General features: G+C 60.3%; 17 protein-coding genes. All 17 read left to right on the forward strand.

The genetic code is table 11. The features are described 5' to 3' along the window. Positions 1-906: arginine deiminase (locus tag ABHR76_RS05020; RefSeq protein ID WP_346976970.1), on the forward strand; the 906-nt coding region annotated here is incomplete at its 5' end. A 105-nt stretch (positions 907-1,011) separates the two neighbouring features. Next, positions 1,012-2,007, forward strand: coding sequence for an ornithine carbamoyltransferase (gene argF / locus ABHR76_RS05025; RefSeq protein ID WP_006234279.1), 996 nt, complete (start codon positions 1,012-1,014; stop codon positions 2,005-2,007). Positions 2,008-2,145: 138 nt separating this feature from the next. Next, positions 2,146-3,633: a YfcC family protein gene (locus ABHR76_RS05030; RefSeq protein WP_370739707.1), complete on the forward strand. Its 1,488-nt coding sequence runs from the start codon at positions 2,146-2,148 to the stop codon at positions 3,631-3,633. 586 nt (positions 3,634-4,219) lie between these two features. Continuing rightward, positions 4,220-5,701 carry a DUF1846 domain-containing protein gene (locus ABHR76_RS05035; RefSeq protein WP_006234276.1) on the forward strand — a complete coding sequence of 494 codons (1,482 nt, stop codon included), beginning with the start codon at positions 4,220-4,222 and terminating at the stop codon, positions 5,699-5,701. 256 nt (positions 5,702-5,957) lie between these two features. Beyond that, positions 5,958-6,296: a helix-turn-helix domain-containing protein gene (locus ABHR76_RS05040; protein ID WP_346976971.1), complete on the forward strand. Its 339-nt coding sequence runs from the start codon at positions 5,958-5,960 to the stop codon at positions 6,294-6,296. A 178-nt stretch (positions 6,297-6,474) separates the two neighbouring features. Beyond that, positions 6,475-8,136: a CTP synthase gene (gene pyrG / locus ABHR76_RS05045; RefSeq protein WP_006234274.1), complete on the forward strand. Its 1,662-nt coding sequence runs from the start codon at positions 6,475-6,477 to the stop codon at positions 8,134-8,136. Between the two features lie 2 nt (positions 8,137-8,138). After that, the gene (gene xerD, locus ABHR76_RS05050) at positions 8,139-9,080 is read left to right on the forward strand and encodes a site-specific tyrosine recombinase XerD (RefSeq protein WP_172677979.1); all 942 of its coding nucleotides are present in this window, start codon (positions 8,139-8,141) and stop codon (positions 9,078-9,080) included. A gap of 473 nt (positions 9,081-9,553) precedes the next feature. Then, positions 9,554-9,988 (forward strand): division/cell wall cluster transcriptional repressor MraZ, encoded by a 435-nt coding sequence (locus ABHR76_RS05055; RefSeq protein ID WP_138112171.1) that lies wholly within the window; start codon positions 9,554-9,556, stop codon positions 9,986-9,988. Positions 9,989-10,008: 20 nt separating this feature from the next. Further along, the gene (gene rsmH, locus ABHR76_RS05060; RefSeq protein WP_006234266.1) at positions 10,009-10,974 is read left to right on the forward strand and encodes a 16S rRNA (cytosine(1402)-N(4))-methyltransferase RsmH; all 966 of its coding nucleotides are present in this window, start codon (positions 10,009-10,011) and stop codon (positions 10,972-10,974) included. A 90-nt stretch (positions 10,975-11,064) separates the two neighbouring features. Continuing rightward, on the forward strand, positions 11,065-11,535 hold the full coding sequence (locus ABHR76_RS05065; protein ID WP_022094483.1) for a hypothetical protein: 471 nt from the start codon (positions 11,065-11,067) through the stop codon (positions 11,533-11,535). A 260-nt stretch (positions 11,536-11,795) separates the two neighbouring features. Continuing rightward, positions 11,796-13,418, forward strand: coding sequence for a peptidoglycan D,D-transpeptidase FtsI family protein (locus ABHR76_RS05070; RefSeq protein ID WP_138112173.1), 1,623 nt, complete (start codon positions 11,796-11,798; stop codon positions 13,416-13,418). 126 nt (positions 13,419-13,544) lie between these two features. Further along, a complete protein-coding gene (locus ABHR76_RS05075) occupies positions 13,545-14,969 on the forward strand; it encodes a UDP-N-acetylmuramoyl-tripeptide--D-alanyl-D-alanine ligase (protein WP_117786676.1) in 1,425 nt (474 codons plus the stop codon). A 3-nt stretch (positions 14,970-14,972) separates the two neighbouring features. Then, a complete protein-coding gene (mraY, locus tag ABHR76_RS05080; RefSeq protein ID WP_006234262.1) occupies positions 14,973-15,992 on the forward strand; it encodes a phospho-N-acetylmuramoyl-pentapeptide-transferase in 1,020 nt (339 codons plus the stop codon). A gap of 9 nt (positions 15,993-16,001) precedes the next feature. Then, positions 16,002-17,408: a UDP-N-acetylmuramoyl-L-alanine--D-glutamate ligase gene (gene murD / locus ABHR76_RS05085; RefSeq protein WP_346976972.1), complete on the forward strand. Its 1,407-nt coding sequence runs from the start codon at positions 16,002-16,004 to the stop codon at positions 17,406-17,408. A gap of 36 nt (positions 17,409-17,444) precedes the next feature. Next, positions 17,445-18,938 (forward strand): putative lipid II flippase FtsW, encoded by a 1,494-nt coding sequence (gene ftsW / locus ABHR76_RS05090; RefSeq protein WP_346976973.1) that lies wholly within the window; start codon positions 17,445-17,447, stop codon positions 18,936-18,938. Then, positions 18,928-20,043: an undecaprenyldiphospho-muramoylpentapeptide beta-N-acetylglucosaminyltransferase gene (murG, locus tag ABHR76_RS05095; protein WP_089571582.1), complete on the forward strand. Its 1,116-nt coding sequence runs from the start codon at positions 18,928-18,930 to the stop codon at positions 20,041-20,043. Before ftsW ends, murG begins: the two co-directional genes overlap by 11 nt. A gap of 97 nt (positions 20,044-20,140) precedes the next feature. After that, entirely contained in the window at positions 20,141-21,559 is a 1,419-nt protein-coding gene (gene murC / locus ABHR76_RS05100) for a UDP-N-acetylmuramate--L-alanine ligase (protein WP_346976974.1), read from the forward strand. The last annotated feature ends 4 nt before the right edge of the window (positions 21,560-21,563 follow it).

Here is a 21,563-nt window from a genome sequence, read left to right on the forward strand (position 1 = left end):
ATCGAGGACAACCTCGAGTTCGTCAAGAAGACCATGGCCGGCATGACCAAGGCCGAGATCGACATGCCCCTTACGGCGTCCACGACCCTCGACTCCCTGGTCAACTCCGAGTCCGAGTCCGACCTGATCATCGACCCGATGCCCAACCTCTACTTCACCCGCGACCCGTTCGCGGTCGTCGGCGAGGGCGTCAACCTCAACCGCATGTACTCGGTCACCCGCAACCGCGAGACCCTGTACGGCAAGTACGTCTTCAAGTACCACCCCGACTACAAGGACGTCTCGCTGTACTTCCGCCGCGACTGCCAGTTCCACACCGAGGGCGGCGACGTGCTGAACATCAACGAGAAGACCCTCGCCGTCGGCATCTCCCAGCGCACCCAGGCCGCCGCGATCGACGTCATGGCCCAGAACATCTTCTGGAACTCCGACTCCAAGGTCGAGCGCATCCTGGCCTTCGACATCCCGGTCTCGCGCGCCTTCATGCACCTCGACACGGTCTTCACCCAGATCGACGTCGATAAGTTCACGATCCACCCCGCCATCATGGGCACCCTGCGCGTCTACGAGCTGACCGCCGGCAAGAACCCGGGCGACGTGAACATCCGCCTGATCGAGGACACCCTCGAGCACGTCCTGGAGGACGCCACCGGCGTCGACCAGGTCAAGCTGATCCCCTGCGGCGGCGGCGACCCGATCGCGGCCTCCCGCGAGCAGTGGAACGACGGCTCCAACACCCTGTGCGTCGAGCCCGGCAAGATCTGCGTCTACGCCCGCAACACCGTCACCAACGACGTGCTGTACAAGGAGGGCCTGGACCTTCTCGTCGTGCCCTCCGCCGAGCTCTCCCGCGGCCGCGGCGGCCCGCGCTGCATGAGCATGCCCTTCTGGCGCGAGGACCTCTAAGTCTTTCCGTTTCCGGTGCGGTCCCCCTACAACCGCACCGGCTTCGCCCGTTAAACGGGCAACACTAATACTTACGTAATTCATTTCTTCGAAAGGAATCGAACCATGGGTGTTAACCTCTCCGGCCGTAGCTTCCTCAAGCTTCTCGACCTCACCACCGAGGAGATCGAGTACCTGCTCAAGCTATCCAAGAACTTCAAGGATATGAAGCGCGCTGGCGTTCCGCACCGCTATCTCGAGGGCAAGAACATCGTTCTGCTCTTCCAGAAGACCTCCACTCGTACCCGCTGCGCCTTCGAGGTCGGCGGCATGGATCTGGGCATGGGCGTCACCTACCTCGATCCCGGTTCGTCGCAGATGGGCAAGAAGGAGTCCATCGAGGACACCGCCCGCGTTCTCGGCCGCATGTATGACGGCATCGAGTTCCGTGGCTTTGCCCAGGACGACGTCGAGGAGCTCGCTGCTAAGTCCGGCGTGCCTGTCTGGAACGGCCTGACCACCGAGTGGCATCCCACCCAGATGCTCGCCGACATCCTGACCGTCCAGGAGAACTTCAACTACGACATCAAGGGCAAGACTCTCGTCTTCATGGGCGACTGCAAGAACAACGTTGCTCGCTCCCTCATGGTCGTCTGCTCCAAGCTCGGTATGAACTTTGTGGCCTGCGGCCCCGAGGAGTGCATGCCCGCTGACGACGTCATCGAGGCCTGCAAGCCCATCGCCGAGGCCAACGGCTGCACCATCAAGCTGACCACCGACGTCAAGGACGGCGTCACCGGTGCCGACGTTATCTACACCGACGTGTGGGTCTCCATGGGCGAGCCCGACGAGGTCTGGGCCGAGCGCATCGCTCAGCTTACCCCGTATCGTGTTACCTCCGAGGTCATGGCTATGGCCAACCCGGGTGCCATCTTCCTGCACTGCCTGCCCAGCTTCCACGACACCAACACCACGATTGGCGCCGAGAAGTGCGAGCAGTTCGGCATCACCGAGCAGGAGGTCACCGACGAGGTCTTCGAGAGCCCCGCTTCCAAGGTCTTCGACGAGGCCGAGAACCGCATGCACACCATCAAGGCTGTCATGTACGCCACGCTCAAGTAAGAGCATCTAGCATCTCGCTCGGGGTGTCTTGCTGCACACCCCGAGCGGCTTTGTCTGGTAAATATCTCGCGTCGGGCGGTGGGCACGGCACGGAAGATCCGCTTAGCGCGAGAAAGTTAAATGATTTATGAAGGGGGGATGAGAACCATGACTGAGACCGCTAAGAAAAAGCGCGGTATGCCTTCATCGTTCACCATTCTTCTAGCTCTGCTGGCAATTGTTGCAGTGATTACCGTTATCGTCTCCGGCACGTCCGGCGGCGCGGTTACTGCAGCCCGCCTGAGCGATTTCTGCACCGCCCCGATCCTGGGCTTCGCTGACGCTCTGCCCGTCTGCCTCTTCGTTATGATCCTGGGCGGCTTCCTCGGTATGATGACCGAGACCGGCGCTCTGGACAACGGCATCGCCGTTCTGGTGCAGAAGCTTAAGGGCAACGAGATCATGCTCGTTCCTGTCCTTATGCTCATCTTCTCCCTCGGTGGTACCACCTATGGTATGTGCGAGGAGACCGTTCCCTTCTACGCCCTGCTCGCCGCTACCATGATGGCCGCTGGCTTCGACCCCATGGTCGGCGCCGCTACCGTCCTGCTCGGCGCTGGCTGCGGCTGCCTGGGCTCCACGGTTAACCCGTTCGCCGTCGGCGCTGCCGTCGACGCTCTGACCGGCGTTGGCATTGAGGTCAACCAGTCCATCATCATCGGCCTCGGTGCCGTCCTGTGGATTGTCACTACCGCTATGTCCATCGTTTTCGTGATGAACTATGCCAAGAAGGTCAAGGCTGACAAGGGTTCCACCATCCTGTCGATGCAGGAGCTCAAGGACGCCGAAGAGGCTCACGGCAAGGCTGCTTCCGAGGTCCACAAGGAGGTCAAGCTCACCGGTCGTCAGAAGGGTGTTCTGATCGCCTTCGCCTTCACCTTCGTCGTCATGATCGTCGGCTTCATTCCGCTAGCCGATCTCAACGAGGGCGTCGCCAACTTCTTCGACGCTGGCGCTGTCTACGACGCCGATGGTAACGCCGTCGTCCAGGGCTGGTCTGCCCTGATCACCGGCCTGCCCATTGGCCAGTGGTACTTCGACGAGGCTTCCACCTGGTTCTTCCTCATGGCCGTCCTGATCGGTATCATCGGTGGCCTGTCCGAGAAGCAGATCGTCAACACCTTCATCACCGGCGCTGCCGACATGATGTCCGTTGTTCTCGTTATCGCCCTCGCCCGTGGTATCTCCGTCCTCATGGCTAACACCGGCCTCGACGTCTTCGTCCTCGACGCTGCCGCCAATGCCCTGGCTGGCCTGTCCGGCGTGATCTTCGCTCCCATGAGCTTCCTGGTCTACTTCGGCCTGTCCTTCCTGATCCCCTCGACCTCCGGTATGGCCACCGTCTCCATGCCCATCATGGGACCGCTGGCTGTTAAGCTTGGCTTCTCGCCCGAGGTCATGGTCATGATCTTCTCCGCCGCCATCGGTGTCGTGAACCTGTTCACCCCGACCTCCGGCGCCATCATGGGCGGTCTCGCCCTGGCCAAGATCGAGTGGACGACCTGGCTCAAGTTTGCCCTTAAGCTCATCGTCGCGCTCTCCGTCGTCTGCGCCGTCATCCTGACCGTCGCCTGCGTGCTGCTCTAAGTACCCAACGGGTACCCCACGGAAACCTTGACGATCCTGTAGAGGATCACCTGGTCATCGTCTGTCCGGTGGGGTCAACCCACCGGTAGACTCCTACCTTTAGCCCCCTCCCGTTCCGTGCGCGGGAGGGGGCGCCTTTTTGTTCCGCGGTTTTACCAAACCGCGGAACCGGTCGACGCTGCACGGGCACCAGAGCGACAACTTGTCATTCAAAGAGGCCGGCATGACCAAAAGGTCTATGCCGGCCTCTTTTCATGCCAATTTGTTCGCTCTGGAGCCCGTTCGCTGACTTATGCTCATCCTGCGGCGCTGCCATTGTTGGGGCAAAGGTGTCAGATTGCTTTGCGCCATGTCCTCCTCTTTCACGTCACCTTGCTCGTTCTGGCGGGCTTTCGCTGACTTTTGTTCCACCTGCGGCACTGCCATTTTTGGTGCAGGGGGACAGCTTGCCCGCACTGGTGCTCATTCGCTGACTTATGCTCAACCTGCGACATTCCCTTTGTTGGTGCAGGGGAAGTGCGTTGAGGAGGGTCTGCTCCGTTATAATCGCCTAGGACATTAAATGGAAACGGGACGGGAGCCATATATGCGCCAGGGTTTCGACAACGCGAAGTATATCGAGCTGCAGGCTGCTCACATTAAGGAGCGCATCTCGCAGTTTGGTGGCAAGCTCTATTTGGAGTTTGGCGGCAAGCTGTTCGATGACTATCATGCGAGCCGCGTGCTGCCGGGTTTTGAACCGGACAGCAAGTTCCGCATGCTCAAGAGCATCGCCGACGATGTCGAGGTTATCATCGCGATCAACGCGAACCACATCGAGAAAAACAAGGCTCGCGGTGACCTTGGCATTACCTATGACGAGGATGTGCTGCGCCTGGTTGACTTGTTCCGCGGCAACGGCTTTGCCGTCGCGGCTGTGGTCATCACCCAGTACGCCGGCCAGCCTGCTGCCGATGTGTTCCGCAACCGCCTGAACGCGCTCGGCATTCCTGCCAAGCTGCACTATCCCATCGAGGGCTACCCGCACGATGTCGATCTGATCGTGTCCGATGATGGCTACGGCAAGAACGAGTTTGTCGAGACCACGCGTCCGCTCGTTGTCGTGACGGCACCCGGCCCCGGCTCGGGCAAGCTCGCCACTTGCCTCTCGCAGCTGTATCACGAGCATAAGCACGGTACCGCCGCCGGCTATGCCAAGTTCGAGACCTTCCCGGTCTGGAATCTTCCTCTGACGCATCCGGTCAATATTGCCTACGAGGCCGCCACGGCTGACCTCGACGACGCCAATATCATCGATTCGTTCCACCTTGAGGCCTACAACAAGACCACGGTCAACTACAACCGCGACGTCGAGGCCTTCCCGGTGGTCCGTGCTCTGATGGAAAAGATTCTGGGCAAGAGCCCCTACCAGAGTCCTACGGACATGGGCGTCAATATGGTCGGCTTTGCCATCACCGATGACGATGCCTGCCGCGACGCTTCCAAGATGGAGATCGTCCGCCGCTACTTTACCGCGGTCGAAAATGTGCGCCGTACCGGCGTGGGCGATGAGCAAGTCGACCGTCTCAAGATTATTATGAAGAAAGCCGGCATCGATAAGAACTACTCACCGGCGCGCTCGGCGGCCCTCACCAGGGAGCAGCTGACGGGTGGTCCCGTGGGTGCCATGGTCATGCCCGATGGCTCCGTGGTGACCGGTAAGACCTCCACGCGCCTGGGTGCCGCAAGTTCGCTCATTATGAACGCCCTCAAGCATGTCTCGGGCGTCGACCTTGAGCTCGAGGTCATTAGCGATGAGGCGATCGAGCCCATCAGCAAGCTCAAGACGCATTTCCTGGGCAGCAAAAACCCGCGCCTCCACACCGACGAGACACTTATGGCGCTGTCGATCACCTCGGCCACGAGTGAGACGGCCGCTCGCGTCCTTTCGGGCCTGGAGCAGCTGCGCGGTTGCGATGCCTTCTTTAGCGTGATTATCTCGCCGACGGACGAGACGGTACTGCGCAAACTTGGTATCAACGTGTGCTGTGAGCCCAAGTTTGAGCGCCGCGGTTTCTTCCATCGCTAAGTTTGAAGCACCGCGGTAATTGCATTGCATTTTGGCCGTATCGGGTTAGCGCCCGGTACGGCTTTTTGATCAATAAAGCGCCTATTTCGGCGAAAAATAGCTGTTTACCTGCCTAGAGACAATTTGAGCGGTATACAATAACCGTAACTGTTTCATCCTTAGCGGGATGCCGCATGATGGATATTACCTGCCATCGTGAGGTGTGTCGGTCGCGCACGGCGCGTTAGATGCTCGTGCTCGGTTTGAGGAGGCTGCTATGGCGGGCAAGGGTCGTGCGAGTGTCAACGATATGAAGCGTGTCGAGGTGCTGGTGTTGATGGAGATCGACCAGCAAACCAAAGACAATGGCGGGCCGTATGGTTTCTCGCGCAAAACGCTTGCCGAGCGCGTGGGGGTTTCGCCGTATCGTGCCCGCGCCGCAATCGATCGCTTGGATTCCGAAGGCATGATTGATGTCGTCTCGCGTTATAGCGAAGACGGCGGTCAGCTTGCAAATGGCATTTGCCTCACCGAACGTGGCGAGTGGTATCTTGAGGGCGTCCGTACCGGCATGCTCGTTCAAGAAATGCTTGAGGACGAGGCTGCTGATCGATAGCAGCATGTAACCCTTGCCATAGCGACGCCGCCTGGGAAACCGGGCGGCGTTTTGTTTCAAGAATGAGAAATGCAATCGCACGCGAGAAAAATTGCGAACGGTTCGCGGTGCGAGTATTACAATGAAGACCCGTAAGATGTGGATAAACAACTTCTACGGGAAGCGCAGGTAACTCAATATGACCAAGCATGTGTTCGTAACCGGTGGCGTGGTTTCGTCCCTGGGCAAGGGTATCACCGCGGCCTCGCTGGGCCGTCTGCTCAAGTCGCGTGGCTACAAAGTAACGATGCAGAAGGCCGACCCGTATCTGAACGTCGACCCCGGTACCATGAGCCCGTTCCAGCATGGTGAGGTCTTCGTTACCGAGGACGGCTACGAGTCCGACCTGGACCTGGGTCATTACGAGCGCTTTATTGATGAGAACCTGACCCGCGATTCCAACTTTACGACCGGTGCCATCTACAAAAGCCTAATCGCCCGCGAGCGTCGCGGCGACTTTTTGGGCGGTACCGTGCAGGTGATTCCCCACGTCACCAATGCCATTAAGGACAAGTTCCGCCGCATCGAGGAGCAGACCGGCTCCGATGTAGTCATCACCGAGCTGGGCGGCACGATCGGCGACATTGAGTCCCAACCGTTTGTCGAGGCCATCCGTCAGTACCGCAAGGAGGCCGGCCCCGAGAACGTCTGCTACATCCACGTGTCGCTCGTTCCCTATATCGCCGCCGCCCATGAGGTCAAGACCAAGCCCACGCAGCATTCCGTCAAGGAGCTCCGCAGCTTTGGCATCCAGCCCGATATCATCGTGCTGCGCTCCGACCACCATATCGATGACGCTATCCGCGGAAAGATCGCAAGCTTCTGCGACGTCGACACCGATTGCGTCTTTACCAACGAGGACTGCGCGAGCATTTACGATGTTCCGCAGCTGCTTGCCGAGCAGGACTTTGACCTGCGCATTTGCGAGCGCCTGGGTCTGGATCCGCGTGAGCGCGACATGAGCGAGTGGAACGAGTTCCTGCGCAAACAGAATCACGCCAACCATCACGCCGACAAGGTGAAGATCGCCGTCGTGGGTAAGTACACGCAGCTGCCCGATGCGTACCTGTCGGTTATCGAGGCCCTGCACCATGCGGGCGTCTTCTACGATCGCCATGTGGACGTCCAGCTGGTCGACGGCGAGAGCCTCGACGAGCAGAATGTCTCCGAGGTTCTGGGCGACGCCTCGGGCATCCTGGTCCCCGGCGGCTTTGGCAAGCGCGCCCTGGAGGGCAAGATCCTCGCGGCCGAGTTTGCCCGTGAGCACAAGATTCCGTATCTGGGCATTTGCCTGGGTATGCAGGTCGCCGTGTGCGAGTTCGCCCGCAATGTCGTTGGCCTTGCCGGTGCCAGCTCCTCCGAGTTTGATCCGGACGGTCCGTATAGCGTCATCGATCTGATGAGCTCGCAGGAGGACGTGACCGAGAAGGGCGGCACCATGCGCCTGGGCGCCTATCCGTGCAAGCTCGCCGCCGATACCCTTGCTCGCGAGGCATATGGTGAGGAACTCGTCTACGAGCGTCACCGTCACCGCTTTGAGTTCAACAACGCTTTCCGTGACCAGCTCGAGGACGCCGGCTTGGTTATCTCGGGTCTGTCGCCCGACGAGCGCCTGGTCGAGATGGTCGAGCTGCCGCGCGACGTGCATCCGTGGTATGTGGCAACCCAGGCTCACCCCGAGTTCAAGAGCCGCCCGACCAACCCGCAGCCGTTGTTCCGAGAGTTCGTGCGTGCCTCGATCGGTCAGCACGAGGGTGTCGATCGCCTGCAGGTGACGCCCATGAACCTCGCTACGGACTAAGGGTGCCGGCGAACAAAGAACATACCGAAGCTACTCCCTCGTCGCTCGCCGTGGCGGCGGGGGAGTATCTCGATTACCTCGCGGTCGAGCGGGGTTTGGCGCGCAACACGATTGCGGCCTATCGTCGTGACCTGACGACGTACTGCGCCTATCTGGAGCGGGCGGGTATTGTGTCTTTTGAAGAGGTGACTCGTCAGGTCGTGGAGGGCTTTGTCGCCGACCGTCGCGATGGGGGCTATTCCGATGCCTCGGTGGAGCGTGCGCTTGCGGCCGTGAAGGGCCTGCATGCCTTTTTGGTGCGCGATGGGGCTGTGGCCCAAAATCCAACGGCGGCGTTGCGCCTGCCTAAAAAGGCTGAGCGTTTGCCGGAGTATCTATCGGTGGAGGATGTCTCGGCGCTGCTCGATCAAGACTTTCCCGAGGGCGAGATGGGACTGCGCGACCATGCCATCTTGGAAGTGCTCTACGGATGCGGTTTGCGTGTGAGTGAGCTGGTTGGGCTCGATGTGGGCGATATCCATATTGACGATGGTTTTGTACTCGTTCGCGGTAAGGGCTCAAAGGAACGCCTGTCCCCACTGGTGGGAAGCGCGGCGCGAGCTCTGACGCTCTATGTAACTGAGGGACGTTCTCGCTTGGCGGCCCATGCCCGCGGAACCGAGACCTCGGCGGTTTTTTTAAATAAGAACGGACGTCGCCTGTCGCGCCAGGCCGTGCATGCGATATGCGAGCGGTATGGGCGTCAGGTGGGGCTGGTGGGGCTCCATCCCCATACCTTGCGCCACTCCTTTGCCACCCACATGCTCGCGGGCGGTGCCGACCTGCGTGTGCTGCAGGAGATTTTGGGCCATGCCGATATTTCGACCACGCAGGTCTACACGCATGTCGACCGAACGCAACTGACCGAGGTCTATCTGGCGGCGCATCCGCTAGCACATCGCTAGCACATCGCTAGCACCTCGCTGACCTGCATATTTATAAATATTAAATGGGACGGGCCCCAGATTGCCGAGACGCACTTTTGCGCGCATGGGCAATCTGGGGCCAGTCCCATTTTTCGCCAGACACCGACGCGGTGGTGGGCCGTGTGTACCGTGGGTGGGGGAGTTTGGGGGCGATGTGAACGGCATGTAAGGGGACGCAAAAATCGCCTCAAGGTCAACTTGAAGGTTGAGGTTGAAAGGCGGGGTGCCACAGGTGGCATCCCGTCGTTGCTGTAAACACAACATATTGTGTTTTCGAACATATGCTTGGGGGTGTTTTGCAATATATGGAGGGTGGAGTGGTAAGGCGGGGTGGGGGAAGGGGTGGGGAAAGGTGTTGAAAAATGGGGCGGTTCCCCATATTATTAATGACGTCGACAGGCGGGGTGGTTCCCCGCGTACGTGCCATCTGAGTAACCGAGGGGAGGGCGCACATGGGAATGACTGGTGCATACGAGCGCAATCTCGATGCAAAAGGTCGTCTGTCCCTGCCTGCACCCCTTCGCGAGGAACTTGGAGAGCACGTTCGCGTGTTCAAAGCCCTGGATGTCGATGCTCTGTACGTGTTCTCTGCCGAGGCCTTCGATAAGTGGGTCGAAGGACTCTTCGCGGGTCGTGAGGGCCACGAGGGTTTTAACCCGCGTGACATTAACGACCAGAAGCTCATGAGGGCGATCAACAAGCGCACCACGTCGATGGACGTGGACGGCGCCGGTCGTATCGGTCTTTCCGAGTCTCTCCGCAAGCAGGCGAACCTCGACCGCGAGGTCACGGTTGTGGGCAACTACGACCACCTTGAGGTTTGGGATCGCGCCGCGGCCGATGAGGACGATGACGATGAGGCCCTGCTGGACCTCTTCTTCTCGTAAGGGCAAGGCACGGGTAACGGATGGAGCGTGGGATCTTGACACAAGAATATCGGCATGAACCTGTCATGCTCGGCGAAGTGCTTGAGTCGCTGCGGCTAAAGAGCGGCTCCGTTGTCTGCGATTGCACCCTTGGCGGTGCCGGCCATTCGGTAAAGATGGCCGCGCAGGTGGGGGAGACGGGCCTTTTGCTCGGCGTCGATCAGGACGACATGGCCCTCGAGGCCGCTGGCGCCCGTCTGGACCGCGAGGTTCCCGGAGTTCCGCACCAGCTGCTGAAGGGCAACTTCGGCGACTTGGACGAGCTGCTTTGCTCGGCCGAGGTGCCCGGGGTCGATGGCTTCCTGTTCGATTTGGGCGTTTCGTCACCGCAACTCGATATCCCTGGCAGGGGCTTTTCGTATAACGAGGACGCCCCATTGGACATGCGGATGGATCCGGGTAATAACACCTTAAACGCAGCTGAGGTCATCAACACCTATAACGAACACGACCTCGCCCGGATTCTACGCGTCTACGGCGAAGAGAAGTTTGCCTCGCAGATCGCGCGCGAGATCGTGCGCCGCCGCGAGCAAGAACCGATCGAAACCACCGGCCAATTTGTCGAGATCATCAAGGCGGGTATCCCGGCTGCCGCTCGTCGGCATGGCGGACACCCGGCCAAGAAAAGTTTCCAGGCCATTCGCATCGAGGTCAATCACGAGCTCGATGTGCTCGAACGAGGGCTTGATGCCGCCACCAGGTGGCTCAACCCGGGCGGACGTATCTGCGTCATCTCGTATCACTCGCTCGAGGACCGTATCGTAAAGAACCACTTTAAGGAGATGAGCCAGGGGTGCACGTGTCCGCCGGAGATTCCGGTGTGCGTGTGCGGCAACGTGCCGATACTCAAGGTCATCACCCGCAAACCCTTGGTTGCCCAGCCTGATGAGGTTGAGCGCAACCCTCGGGCGAGATCAGCCAAAATCCGCGTGGCGCAGCGTCTGTAGGCGCGACCGCGCGATATTGGACCTCCCGCTCGCACCATAAACGAAGCTTAAACACACTACCAACGTACTCGGGATGGGAGGCGGCATATCATGGGCTACAACACTTCAAGCGCAGCACTCGCCTATGATATGAACGCCATGCCCGCCTATCGTGAGACGCCGCAGGCCCCCGTTGCTCCCCGTGAGCAGCGCACGCCGCGCTTTGATGTCTACACGGGCGCGGGCCGTCAGGCAAACCAGGCGGTAAGCCCGGTTTTCATGAGCGTTCTTAAAACGTTTTGCATCATTGCGGCTATCTTCATGACGATCGGCGTCGCCCGCGTGGCGCTCGCCGGCGTTACGGCCCAGGTGCTCAACAGCAACGCCGAGCTTACCAACACGCTCGAAAAGGCGACCGATGAGAGCTCCGACCTGGAGGTCATGCATTCGGTCTATGGCGCCGACACGCGCATTCGCGACCTTGCGGGCGCTTATGGCATGGTGGAGCCCAGCGAGAGCGTTACACTTGACTTTTCGCAGGATGCAGCCGCGGGCGCCAACGCGACCGCGACCGCTCAGTAGCAAGACGGTAGCTGAGTATGACAAATGACTATCGCCGCGGTTCCGATGGGGGCCGCGGTTCTGGACGTCCCTCGTCGCGGGGACGTTCTGGTTATCAAGGAACGGGTCGGCAATCTTACAACGCCGGGCAGTCCCGTGGCAACGACCCGGCGTCGCGACTTCGCGGCTCGGGCGGCCCTCAAGTGCATAACACCAGGTCGCGCAAGAGTTCGTCGACCGAATGGCTCACAGGCGCGCCTCTGCCTCGCCGCAAAGCCGTCATGGGATTCATTGGGCTTGGCTTGGGCTTGGGCGTCTTTCGCCTTGCCGACTATCAAATTGTCGAAGCCGATAAACTGCGCGAGCGTGCCGATGCGCGCCGCCTGCTTGCGCAGACCCTCTATGCCAAACGTGGCACCGTCTACGACCGCAACGGCAACGTGCTGGCGTCGTCGGTCGAATGTCGCAACATCGCCGTGAACCCGCAGCTTGTCGAGGATGTCGACAAGACGGTGTCGGCGCTGGTCAAGGCAACTGGAATCGATAAAAAGACCTGCCGCAAGCTCGTCGAGTCCGATGGCACCTGGGTGTATATCAAGCGCCAGGTGGACGAAGACGATGCTGCGGCGCTGGAGAAGAAGAATCTGCCCGGCGTGCTTTTTGAGCAGGCCATGAAGCGCGTATATCCATACGGCAATCTGGCATCGCAGGTGCTGGGTGTAGTGAATGTGGACAACGACGGCTTGACGGGTCTCGAAAAGCAATACAACAAGCTTCTGACCGGCACGAACGGTTCTCTCGTACGCGAGCGCGCGAGGGACGGCAGCTATATCGCGGGCGGTGCCTATAAAAAGGTGGCTGCGGTCGACGGCGTTGATATCGTGACGACGCTCGACGTCAATATCCAGCGTGCGGCTGAGGATGCTCTGACAGAGGCTGTCGAGAAGACAAAGGCCAAGAACGGCTCGGCTTTGGTCACCGACCCCACGACCGGTGAAATTCTCGCAGCCTGCTCGTACCCGACCTACGACCAGACCGATCTGGAGAACGCCAAGACCGAGGATATGAACCTGCGCCTGGTCACTGACGCCTACGAGCCCGGCTCGGTCTTTAAGACGCTCGTGGCGGGCGCCGGCTTCGACTTGGGCGTCGTGCGATCGAGTACGTCGTTTGAGGTGCCGGCGAGCATCAAGGTGGGCGACGATACCGTTACCGATGCCGATAAGCGCGACTATGGCATGACCATGGATGTGCGCGAGATGATGCGCCGTTCGTCCAATGTGGGCTTTGTCCTAGTGGGGCGCAAGATCGGTGCCGACGACTTTGCCGCCTATGTGGACAAGTGGGGCATCGGTCACAGCTCGGGTGTCGATTTTCCGGGCGAGAGCCTGGGTATCGTCAAGGAGCGTGACCAGTATGACGGCGCCACGCTGGGCTCGATGAGCTTTGGACAGGCACTGTCCGTCTCGCCAATTGAGATCGCACGTGCCGTGGGCGGCATCGCCAACGGCGGCGTGATGATGACACCGCACTTCTATAAGTCCAGCAAGGGCGACGAGAAGGACTGGGGCGAAGGCGAGCGCGCGATTTCTGAGGATGCCGCATCCCAGGTGACATCGTGCATGCAGACGGTCGTGTCCGAGGGTACGGGCGTTGGCGGCGCGGTTGACGGCTATGACGTGGCGGGTAAGACCGGTACGGCCGAACGTGCCGACGAGAACGGCGGCTACCTCAAGGAGAACTACATGTCGTCCTTTATGGGCTTTGCGCCGGCACAATCGCCCAAAGTGCTGTGCTATATCACGCTCGACGGAACGCCGAGCGGTTCAGATGCCGCTGCGGTGCCGTTCCAGTCCATTATGGCCAACGCGCTCGACGTGCTGGGTATCCCGCACACGAAGTAGGGGGTTACAATCTTTGGGGCGTTGTTTGTTGTCCCATATGAGGGTGTTCACATGCCCTGCACCACGCATGTGCGGCGCTGGGATACAATACGCCGATAGCATTATTAGGTTTACAGGGGAGCTGCAATGATAGAGATCGCCGTCAACAACCTCGCGGCCGCAACAGGGGCCCGAACCGTGACGGGAGAAGCCGATCGGGTATGCCGCGGGTGCGTTATCGACTCGCGCCAGGTCGAGGAAGGGACGATTTTCGTCGCCTTTCCCGGTGAAAACGTCGACGGCAATGATTTTGCTTCCCGTGCCGTCCAGTCGGGTGCCGGCGCCGTCGTGATGACGCGTGAGCCCGAGGCCGAGCTGGTCTCGCTGGCGCAGGACAAGGGGTGCGCCATCCTGCTGACCGATGATCCCGAGGAGTTTCTGCTGCGTTTGGCGCACACGTATCGCCTGGAGCTTGGCTGCCTGGTCGTTGGTATTACCGGTTCCATCGGCAAGACGACGACCAAGGACGTGCTCGCCGCCGTGCTCGCCAAGCGCTATCGTGTCTGGGCCACCAAGGGCAATTTCAATAACCTGATCGGCATGCCGCTCACGGTGCTTTCCGCTCCGGCCGATACCGAGGTCCTGGTGCTCGAGATGGGCATGAACCATTTCCACGAGATCGAGCGCCTGTCCCAGTCCGCCAATCCCAACCTTGCCATCGTGAGCAAGATTGGTACCTCTCACATCGGCATTTTGGGCAGCCGCGAGAACATCGCCCGCGCTAAGGCCGAGATTGTCCAGGGTATGTGCGCCGCCGGCGACTTCTTGCCGCTGCTGGTTTTGGGCGGCGAGGACGACTTTACGCCGTTCATTCGCGATACGTTCGCCCAGCCTGCTGGTATCGATGTGATGCTGGCCGGCGTCTCGGACGATGATGAGGTCCGTGCCCGCGACATTCGTGTTGATGACGAGGGCCGTCCGGTCTTTACGCTCGATTTTGGCCAGGGTGAGACGATCGATACCATGCTTGCCATCCCCGGCGTGCAGTCCGTTCCTAATGCCGTTAAGGCCGCCGCGGTTGCCTATCGCCTGGGCGTGACGCCCGAGCAGATCGATGCTGCCTTTAGAGGCCTCACGATCACCGGTCACCGCCAGGAGATCAAGCGCGCCAAGAGCGGTGCCCGCGTCATCGACGATTCCTATAACGCCAGTGCCGAATCCATGGCTGCTGGCCTCGATCTGCTGTGCTCGCTTTCGTGCACGGGGTCTCGTATGGCGATCCTGGGCGAGATGGGCGAGATGGGCGATGAGGCTCCTCGCATGCATGAGCTCGTGGGCGCCTATGCCGCCGCCAAGAAGCTCGACATGCTGGCGTGCGTGGGTGGTGAGCTGGCCCAGCTTATGGCCGATGCCGCGCGCATGATGGGCATGGACGAGGACCGCATCCAGGTGTTCTCCGATTATCAGCAGGTGCTCGACCGCATGGGCGGCGCGCTTGAAAAACATGATGTTGTACTGGTCAAGGGTTCCCGCTTTGTTGAGCTCGACCGCTTTGTGGAAGGTGTGTGCTAGCCCATGTTCGGCAATCCCTCGTATCCAACGTATCAGGCTTTTTTGGGGCTTGGCATCGCCGCTGCCATTGCGCTGCTGCTCATGCCGTGGTGGATCAAGCTGCTCAAGGTCGAGGGTATCGGCCAGCAGGTTCGTGCCGACGGCCCCAAGCGTCATTTGGTTAAGCAGGGAACGCCCACCATGGGTGGTGTTGTCATTCTCGTCGCGATCTCGCTGACCTGCCTGCTGATGGGCAAGCTCACCACCGAGCTCGTGCTCGTGCTGCTCGCCACGCTGGCGACCGGCGTGCTGGGCCTGATCGACGACCTGACTTCCGTTACGCATGGGCGCTCGCTCGGTCTGACGCCTCATGCCAAGATGATCGGCCTAACCATTATCTGTGTCACCTTTACGGTACTTGCCGTCAACTGGTGCGGCGTCGCCCCCGAGATTCGTTTTCCCGGCGGCCTGACGATTGACCTCGGTGTTCTTTCGACCACCATCTGCGGCCTTTCGTTCCCGTGGCTCTACATTGTCTTTTGCTGGCTGATGATCGCCGGTCTTTCTAATGCCGTGAACCTGACCGATGGCCTTGACGGTCTTGCTGGTGGCACCTCCATGATTGCCATGCTCGCCATGGCTGCCATGGCGTTTTTGCACGGAGACGTGAACCTGTCCATCTTCTGCACCGCATGTGCCGGTGCCTGCTTGGGCTTTCTGTGGTTCAACTGCTATCCGGCGAGCATCTTTATGGGCGATACCGGCTCGCTTGCCCTGGGCGCCGCGTTTGCCTGCACGTCCATCATGACCAACACCGAAGTCGTTTCCCTCATCATCGGCGGCCTGTTTATCGTTGAGACCCTGTCGGTCATGATTCAGGTTGTCTATTTCCACTTTACGCACAAGCGCGTCTTCCTTATGGCGCCCATCCATCATCATTTCGAAAAGAAGGGCTGGGCCGAGACCAAGGTCGTCATCCGTTTTTGGATTATCGCTGCGGCCTTTGGTGCCGTTGGCCTTGCTCTGTTCTTCCAGTTGGGATAGTGGTCTTTCATGCCTCTTGCTGATGTCTTTAGCCTGCTCGTTTTGGGTCAGGGCAAATCCGGTCTCGATGTCGCCCGCTGGGCGCTGGCGCATCCCGAGCGCGTGAGCGCCGTTACCGTGTATGGCGGCGGCACCTCTGAGCCCAATGACGCCACGCGTGCGCTCGAGGCTGCTGGTGCGGCGTTTGTCTATGGGACCGAACAGGTCGAGGGCGTCTATGACGTATGCGTGACGTGCCCGGGCATCTCGGAGTTCTCGGGCTTCTTTAAGGCCGGGCGCGAGCATGCCGCCCAGATTATGGGTGAGCCCGAGTTTGCCTATCGCCTGTCACCCGATAACTGGATTGCCATCACGGGCACCAACGGCAAGACGACCACCACGTCGCTGACTGATTATCTGCTCAAGGCTGCCGGCGAGGCCAGTGTAGCTGTCGGCAACATCGGCGAGCCGCCGGTCAACGAGATTGACGGCCGAGCCCATAACGAGTGGTTTGTGGCCGAGCTCTCGAGCTATCAGATTGCTACGACCACCGAGCTCCACCCCCGCGTGGCGGTGCTGCTCAACATCACTCCCGACCACTTGGGCTGGCATAAGAGCCATAAGAACTACGCGCTTGCCAAGATTAAACTGTTTGCCAATATGGTCGATGACGATCTGGTGGTTGTCGACGTCGAAGACGCCGGCATTCACGAGTTCGATGAGTACATTTACACGCCGGGTCGTCGCATCTGCAAGGTTGCCTTTGACGAGCCTGAGGGCGAGGATGCCGCCTTTGTGCGCGATGGCAAGATGATCGTGCGCCTGAAGGGCGTCGAGACCCCGCTCATCGCTACATCCGAGCTCAAGATCTCGGGCCATCACAATGTTGTCAATGCCCTGTGCGCTGCCACGGCTGCCCTGGCAGTCGGTGCCGATGTCGATGGCGTCTGCCGCGGTCTGGCCTCGTTCCAGCCGCTCGAGCACCGCGTGGAGCCGTGTGGCGAGATTGACGGCGTGCGCTACGTCAACGATTCCAAGGCGACCAACACCGATGCGGTCGAGAAGGCACTGACGGCATTTCCCGATGACGACGTGATCTTGCTGCTCGGCGGCCACGATAAGGGCACGCCGCTCACGGACTTCGCACGCGTTGTTATGGATAACGTACGCTCGGTCGTCTGCTTTGGCGATGCGCGCGAGCGCTTCACCGCCGCTATGGACGAGGCCGATGTCGATGGCGATGTGGATATCGCCCAGGCGGATGACCTGCGCGATGCCGTGGACGTCGCCCGTTCGCTGTCGAGCCGTGGTGACGTGATCTTACTTTCTCCTGCCTGTTCTTCGTTCGATGAGTTCTCGGGCTATGAGGAGCGCGGCCGCGTGTTTAAGGACTATGTGGCCCAGCTTGCCGCTGCGGCGAAATCGCAAATGGAATAGGGGTTGCCGGTGAGAGAGGAGAGCCCCCGACAAGGTATGAGGAGGCCCGACTCGGACCGTGCTTCCTCGCGGCGCAGCACACCGCGTTCCGGTCGCGGCGGGCAGACGTTTAGCGAACGCTATATTGCCGGCGTTCCCGCCCGTATCATGCGCCCCCGTTTGATATTCATGGCCTGCCTGTTTACCTTGGTGTGCTTTGGCCTGCTGATGGTGTACTCGGCGTCTTCGGTCGAGGCGCTGCACGAGAATGGCTCGGCGACGTTTTTTCTGTTTCGACAAGCCGCGTTTGCCGGAGTTGGCGTGCTGGCTATGGTTGCCATCGTGCGCATCTTGCCGGACAGTTGGTTTGGGGAAGACGTGCTCAGGATCTTCCTCATCGGCATGATGGGGCTACTGCTTCTGGTGTTCTTGGTGGGCAGCGGCAGCCGTGGCGCCACGCGCTGGCTCAACATCGCCGGTATTCAGTTCCAGCCTTCCGAGTTTTTAAAGCCATTTGCCATTGCGTATTCGGCCATCATGCTTGATCGTTTCTTTTCGCCCGGTGGCAACATCAACGAATTCCTTCGCAAGATGGGCATCTACTTGGGCATTTCGCTCTTTCTGATCTTTATCCAGCCCGATTTCGGTACTGTCCTGATCATCCTGTTGACCCTCATGTGCATGGCGTTGTTTGCGGGTCTCGACCCCAGATTTATCATCGGCGTGCTAATCTTCGGCATTCTCGTGATCGTGATTGCGCTTGTTGCAGAGCCGTACCGTATGGTGCGTATTCAGGTTGCCTTGAACCCTTGGGCCGACGAGTATGGTGACGGCTATCAGGCCACGCTTGCCATCATGGCCTTTGCCTCGGGCGGTCTGTTCGGCCGTGGCATCGGCAACTCAACCATGAAGTACTCGTATCTGCCCGAGGCGCACAATGACTACATCCTGGCCATCATTGGCGAGGAAGTCGGTTTTGTCGGAACCGTGCTGTTCTTCTTGGTGTTTGCGATGCTGGTCTACTCGGCGTTTCGCATTGCCGAGCAGGCGACCGATCGTCGGGGCGCGCTTATGGCGTCTGGCTCCGCGGTCATTCTCGCGGTGCAGTTTTTGATTAATGCGCTTGGCATCCTCAACGTGTTTCCCATGACGGGCAAACCGTTGCCGTTTATTAGCTACGGCGGTTCGTCGATTATTGTGTCGCTTATGCTTGCCGGGTTGATCCTGCGCGTTTCGTACGAGAGCGCCCGTCGCGATGAGTACGACCGTCGCCGCGAGAGCTTTGCCGTTATGGATGAGAGTACCGCCGGCGTGCCCCACGTGCGCGGCGAGCGATCTTCGCGTAACGGTTTTACCGTCCTGGATGGCTCTGCGACCGAGCTGGCAGCCCGCCCGCGTCAGCGAACGGCGCCGCAAGGTCGTCCTCAGCGCCCCAGCCCTCGCAACGCGGGCGGCGGATATAATCGAATCGATTTGAACTCGGACCCGTCGGCGCGTCTGCGTACCGACGACCAGGGACCGCGTGTACGAAGGGACTACCATGACCGATAAAATGACCGTTGCTATTGCAGCCGGCGGCACGGCCGGGCACATCAACCCCGCGCTCGCCTTGGCCGAAGAGCTGCGTGACCGTGGCCACCACGTTGTGTTCGTGGGCCAGTCGCGCAAGCTCGAGGGTCGTCTGGTCCCCGAGGCTGGGTTTGATTTTGTGCCCATTACGGTCACGGGCTTCGACCGCTCCCGTCCTTGGACGGCGCTGACCTCGCTGTGGCGTGTCAACAAAGCCAAGCGTGCGCTCGCCAGTCATTTCTCAAAGGTCGGCAAGCCCGATGCCGCCATTGGTTTTGGTGCCTATGTCGAGGTTCCGCTGCTGGGGTGGTGCAAGGGCGCGGGCGTTCCGTATCTGCTGCATGAGCAGAACTCTGTTCCGGGCCTGGCCAACAAGATGATGAACTCCCACGCCGCCCGCGTGTGCATCTCGGTGCCGGCAGCGCGTTCGGTCTTTGAGCGCGAAGGTGACCCTGACCACGTGCTCATGACCGGCAACCCCGTACGTCGCTCGGTGATCGAGGGCGATCGCGCTCGCGGCCGCAAGGCACTTGGCGTTCCCGAGGACGCTACGCTGCTGCTCGTCTTTGGCGGTTCACTTGGCGCCCAGCACCTCAACGAGCGTGTGGCTTCGCTCAAAAACGAGCTGCTTTCGCGCAAGAACCTCTATGTGTTGCATTCGACGGGTGCCGACGGCTTTGAGGAGACCGAGCGCGCTTTGGCGCTGACGCCCGAGGAGGCGAAGCGTTACCGCGTCCAGCCTTACATCGACAACATGGGCGATATGCTGGCTGCTGCCGATTTGGTGCTCTCGCGTTCGGGCGCATCGAGCGTGGCCGAGATCGCTGCACTCGCCGTGCCTTCGGTGCTCGTGCCGTACCCGCATGCGACGGCCGACCACCAAACCACCAATGCCCGTTATCTGGTCGACGCTGGGGCCGGCGTGCTCTGCGCCGATGCCGATATCGACGGTTCTGCCTTTGCCGATGAACTGCTGCACCTGGTCGATGACGCGGCGGCGCGCGACGCCATGCGTCAGGCGGCGCGTGGTCTGGCCCAGGATAGGGCCGCCGCTCTTCTGGCGGATGCGGTAGAGGGTTTGCGTTAGTTAGACGGGATATCGTCGGTCGCCCTCGCGCTGATGCGGTAGGTGCGGTACAGTTAACGGGTTACAGGCAGTGTTTACGCAAGGAGTACACGAGCACATGGCTGATTCCCAGACTGCAACCTCCGCGCCCGAGTTTAAGAGCGCTCACTTTATCGGTATCGGCGGCGCCGGCATGAGCGGCATCGCCCTCGTTCTGCACGAGCGCGGTTATGCCGTTACCGGCTCCGACCTTAAGACGTCACGTTATATCCGCCAGCTTACCCGCGCTGGTGTGAAGGTGCATGTGGGCCATGAGGCCGCCACGATCGACGAGGTCAAGCCCGACGTGGTTGTTGTCTCCACCGCTATTCCGGAGTCCAACCCTGAACTCGTGCGCGCTCGCGAGCTTGGTATTCCCGTGTGGCCCCGTGCCAAGATGCTCTCTGCTTTGGGCCACGGCTACACCACCGTCGCTGTTGCCGGCACGCATGGCAAGACCACCACGTCTTCGATGTGCGCCACCATGCTCGACCGCATGGGTCTGGATCCGAGCTTCTTGATCGGTGGCATCGTCGAGGGCTATGACACGAACGGCAAGAACGGCTCGGGCAACTACTTTGTCGCTGAGGCCGACGAGTCCGACAGCTCCTTCCTGTTCCTGAACCCCAACGTGGTCATCGTGACCAACGTCGAGGCCGACCACCTCGATCACTACTCGGGTATCGAGGAGATCGAGGCAACTTTCGCCAAATTCATGAGCCTGGTGGGCGAGGACGGCACCGTCATCGTCTGCGGTGAGGACCCGCATCTGGTCGAGCTCGCCAAGTCGACGGGTCGTCACGTGCTTTCCTACGGCTTTGCCGAGAGCAACGACATCGTCTGCATGCACCCGGATGTCAAGGGCATCCAGAGCGATTTTATCGTTCGCTTTGAGGACGGCACTGAGCACGCTGTGGAGATCAAGAGCAATCCCGGTCGCCACAACATGCTCAACGCCACGGCGGTGCTCACCGTCGCCCATGTCCTGGGCCTTGACATCGACGCCGCCGCCAAGGCGCTCTCGAGCTTTGAGGGCGTCCGCCGTCGCTTTACCCACGTGGGCGATATCGATGGCATCACCGTGGTCGATGATTACGGCCATCACCCCACCGAGATCAAGGCGACGCTTGCTGCTGCTTCGTCGCTGGGTTACAAGCACGTCGACGTCGTGTTCCAGCCGCACCGCTATTCGCGCCTGCAGGCCCTGTGCGACGACTTTGCCGATGCATTTGCCAATGCCGATAAACTGCTGCTGATTGATGTGTTCTCGGCTGGCGAGATGCCCATTCCGGGTGTCACCTCTAAGATGCTCGCCGATACCGTGCGCGCCAAGCATCCTGGCAAGGAGGTCGTGTACTGCTCCAGCCGTCTTGAGCTCAATCAGGAGCTCGAGCAGATGGTGGGCGAGGGCGACCTGCTGCTCACTATGGGTGCCGGTGACGTTACGACCGTCGGTCCCGAGTTCATTGAGTATCTGACTGCCAAGAAAGACGCTTAAGTCT

It is taken from the genome of Collinsella aerofaciens (genome assembly GCF_039752985.1).
GTDB lineage: Bacteria > Actinomycetota > Coriobacteriia > Coriobacteriales > Coriobacteriaceae > Collinsella > Collinsella aerofaciens_BT.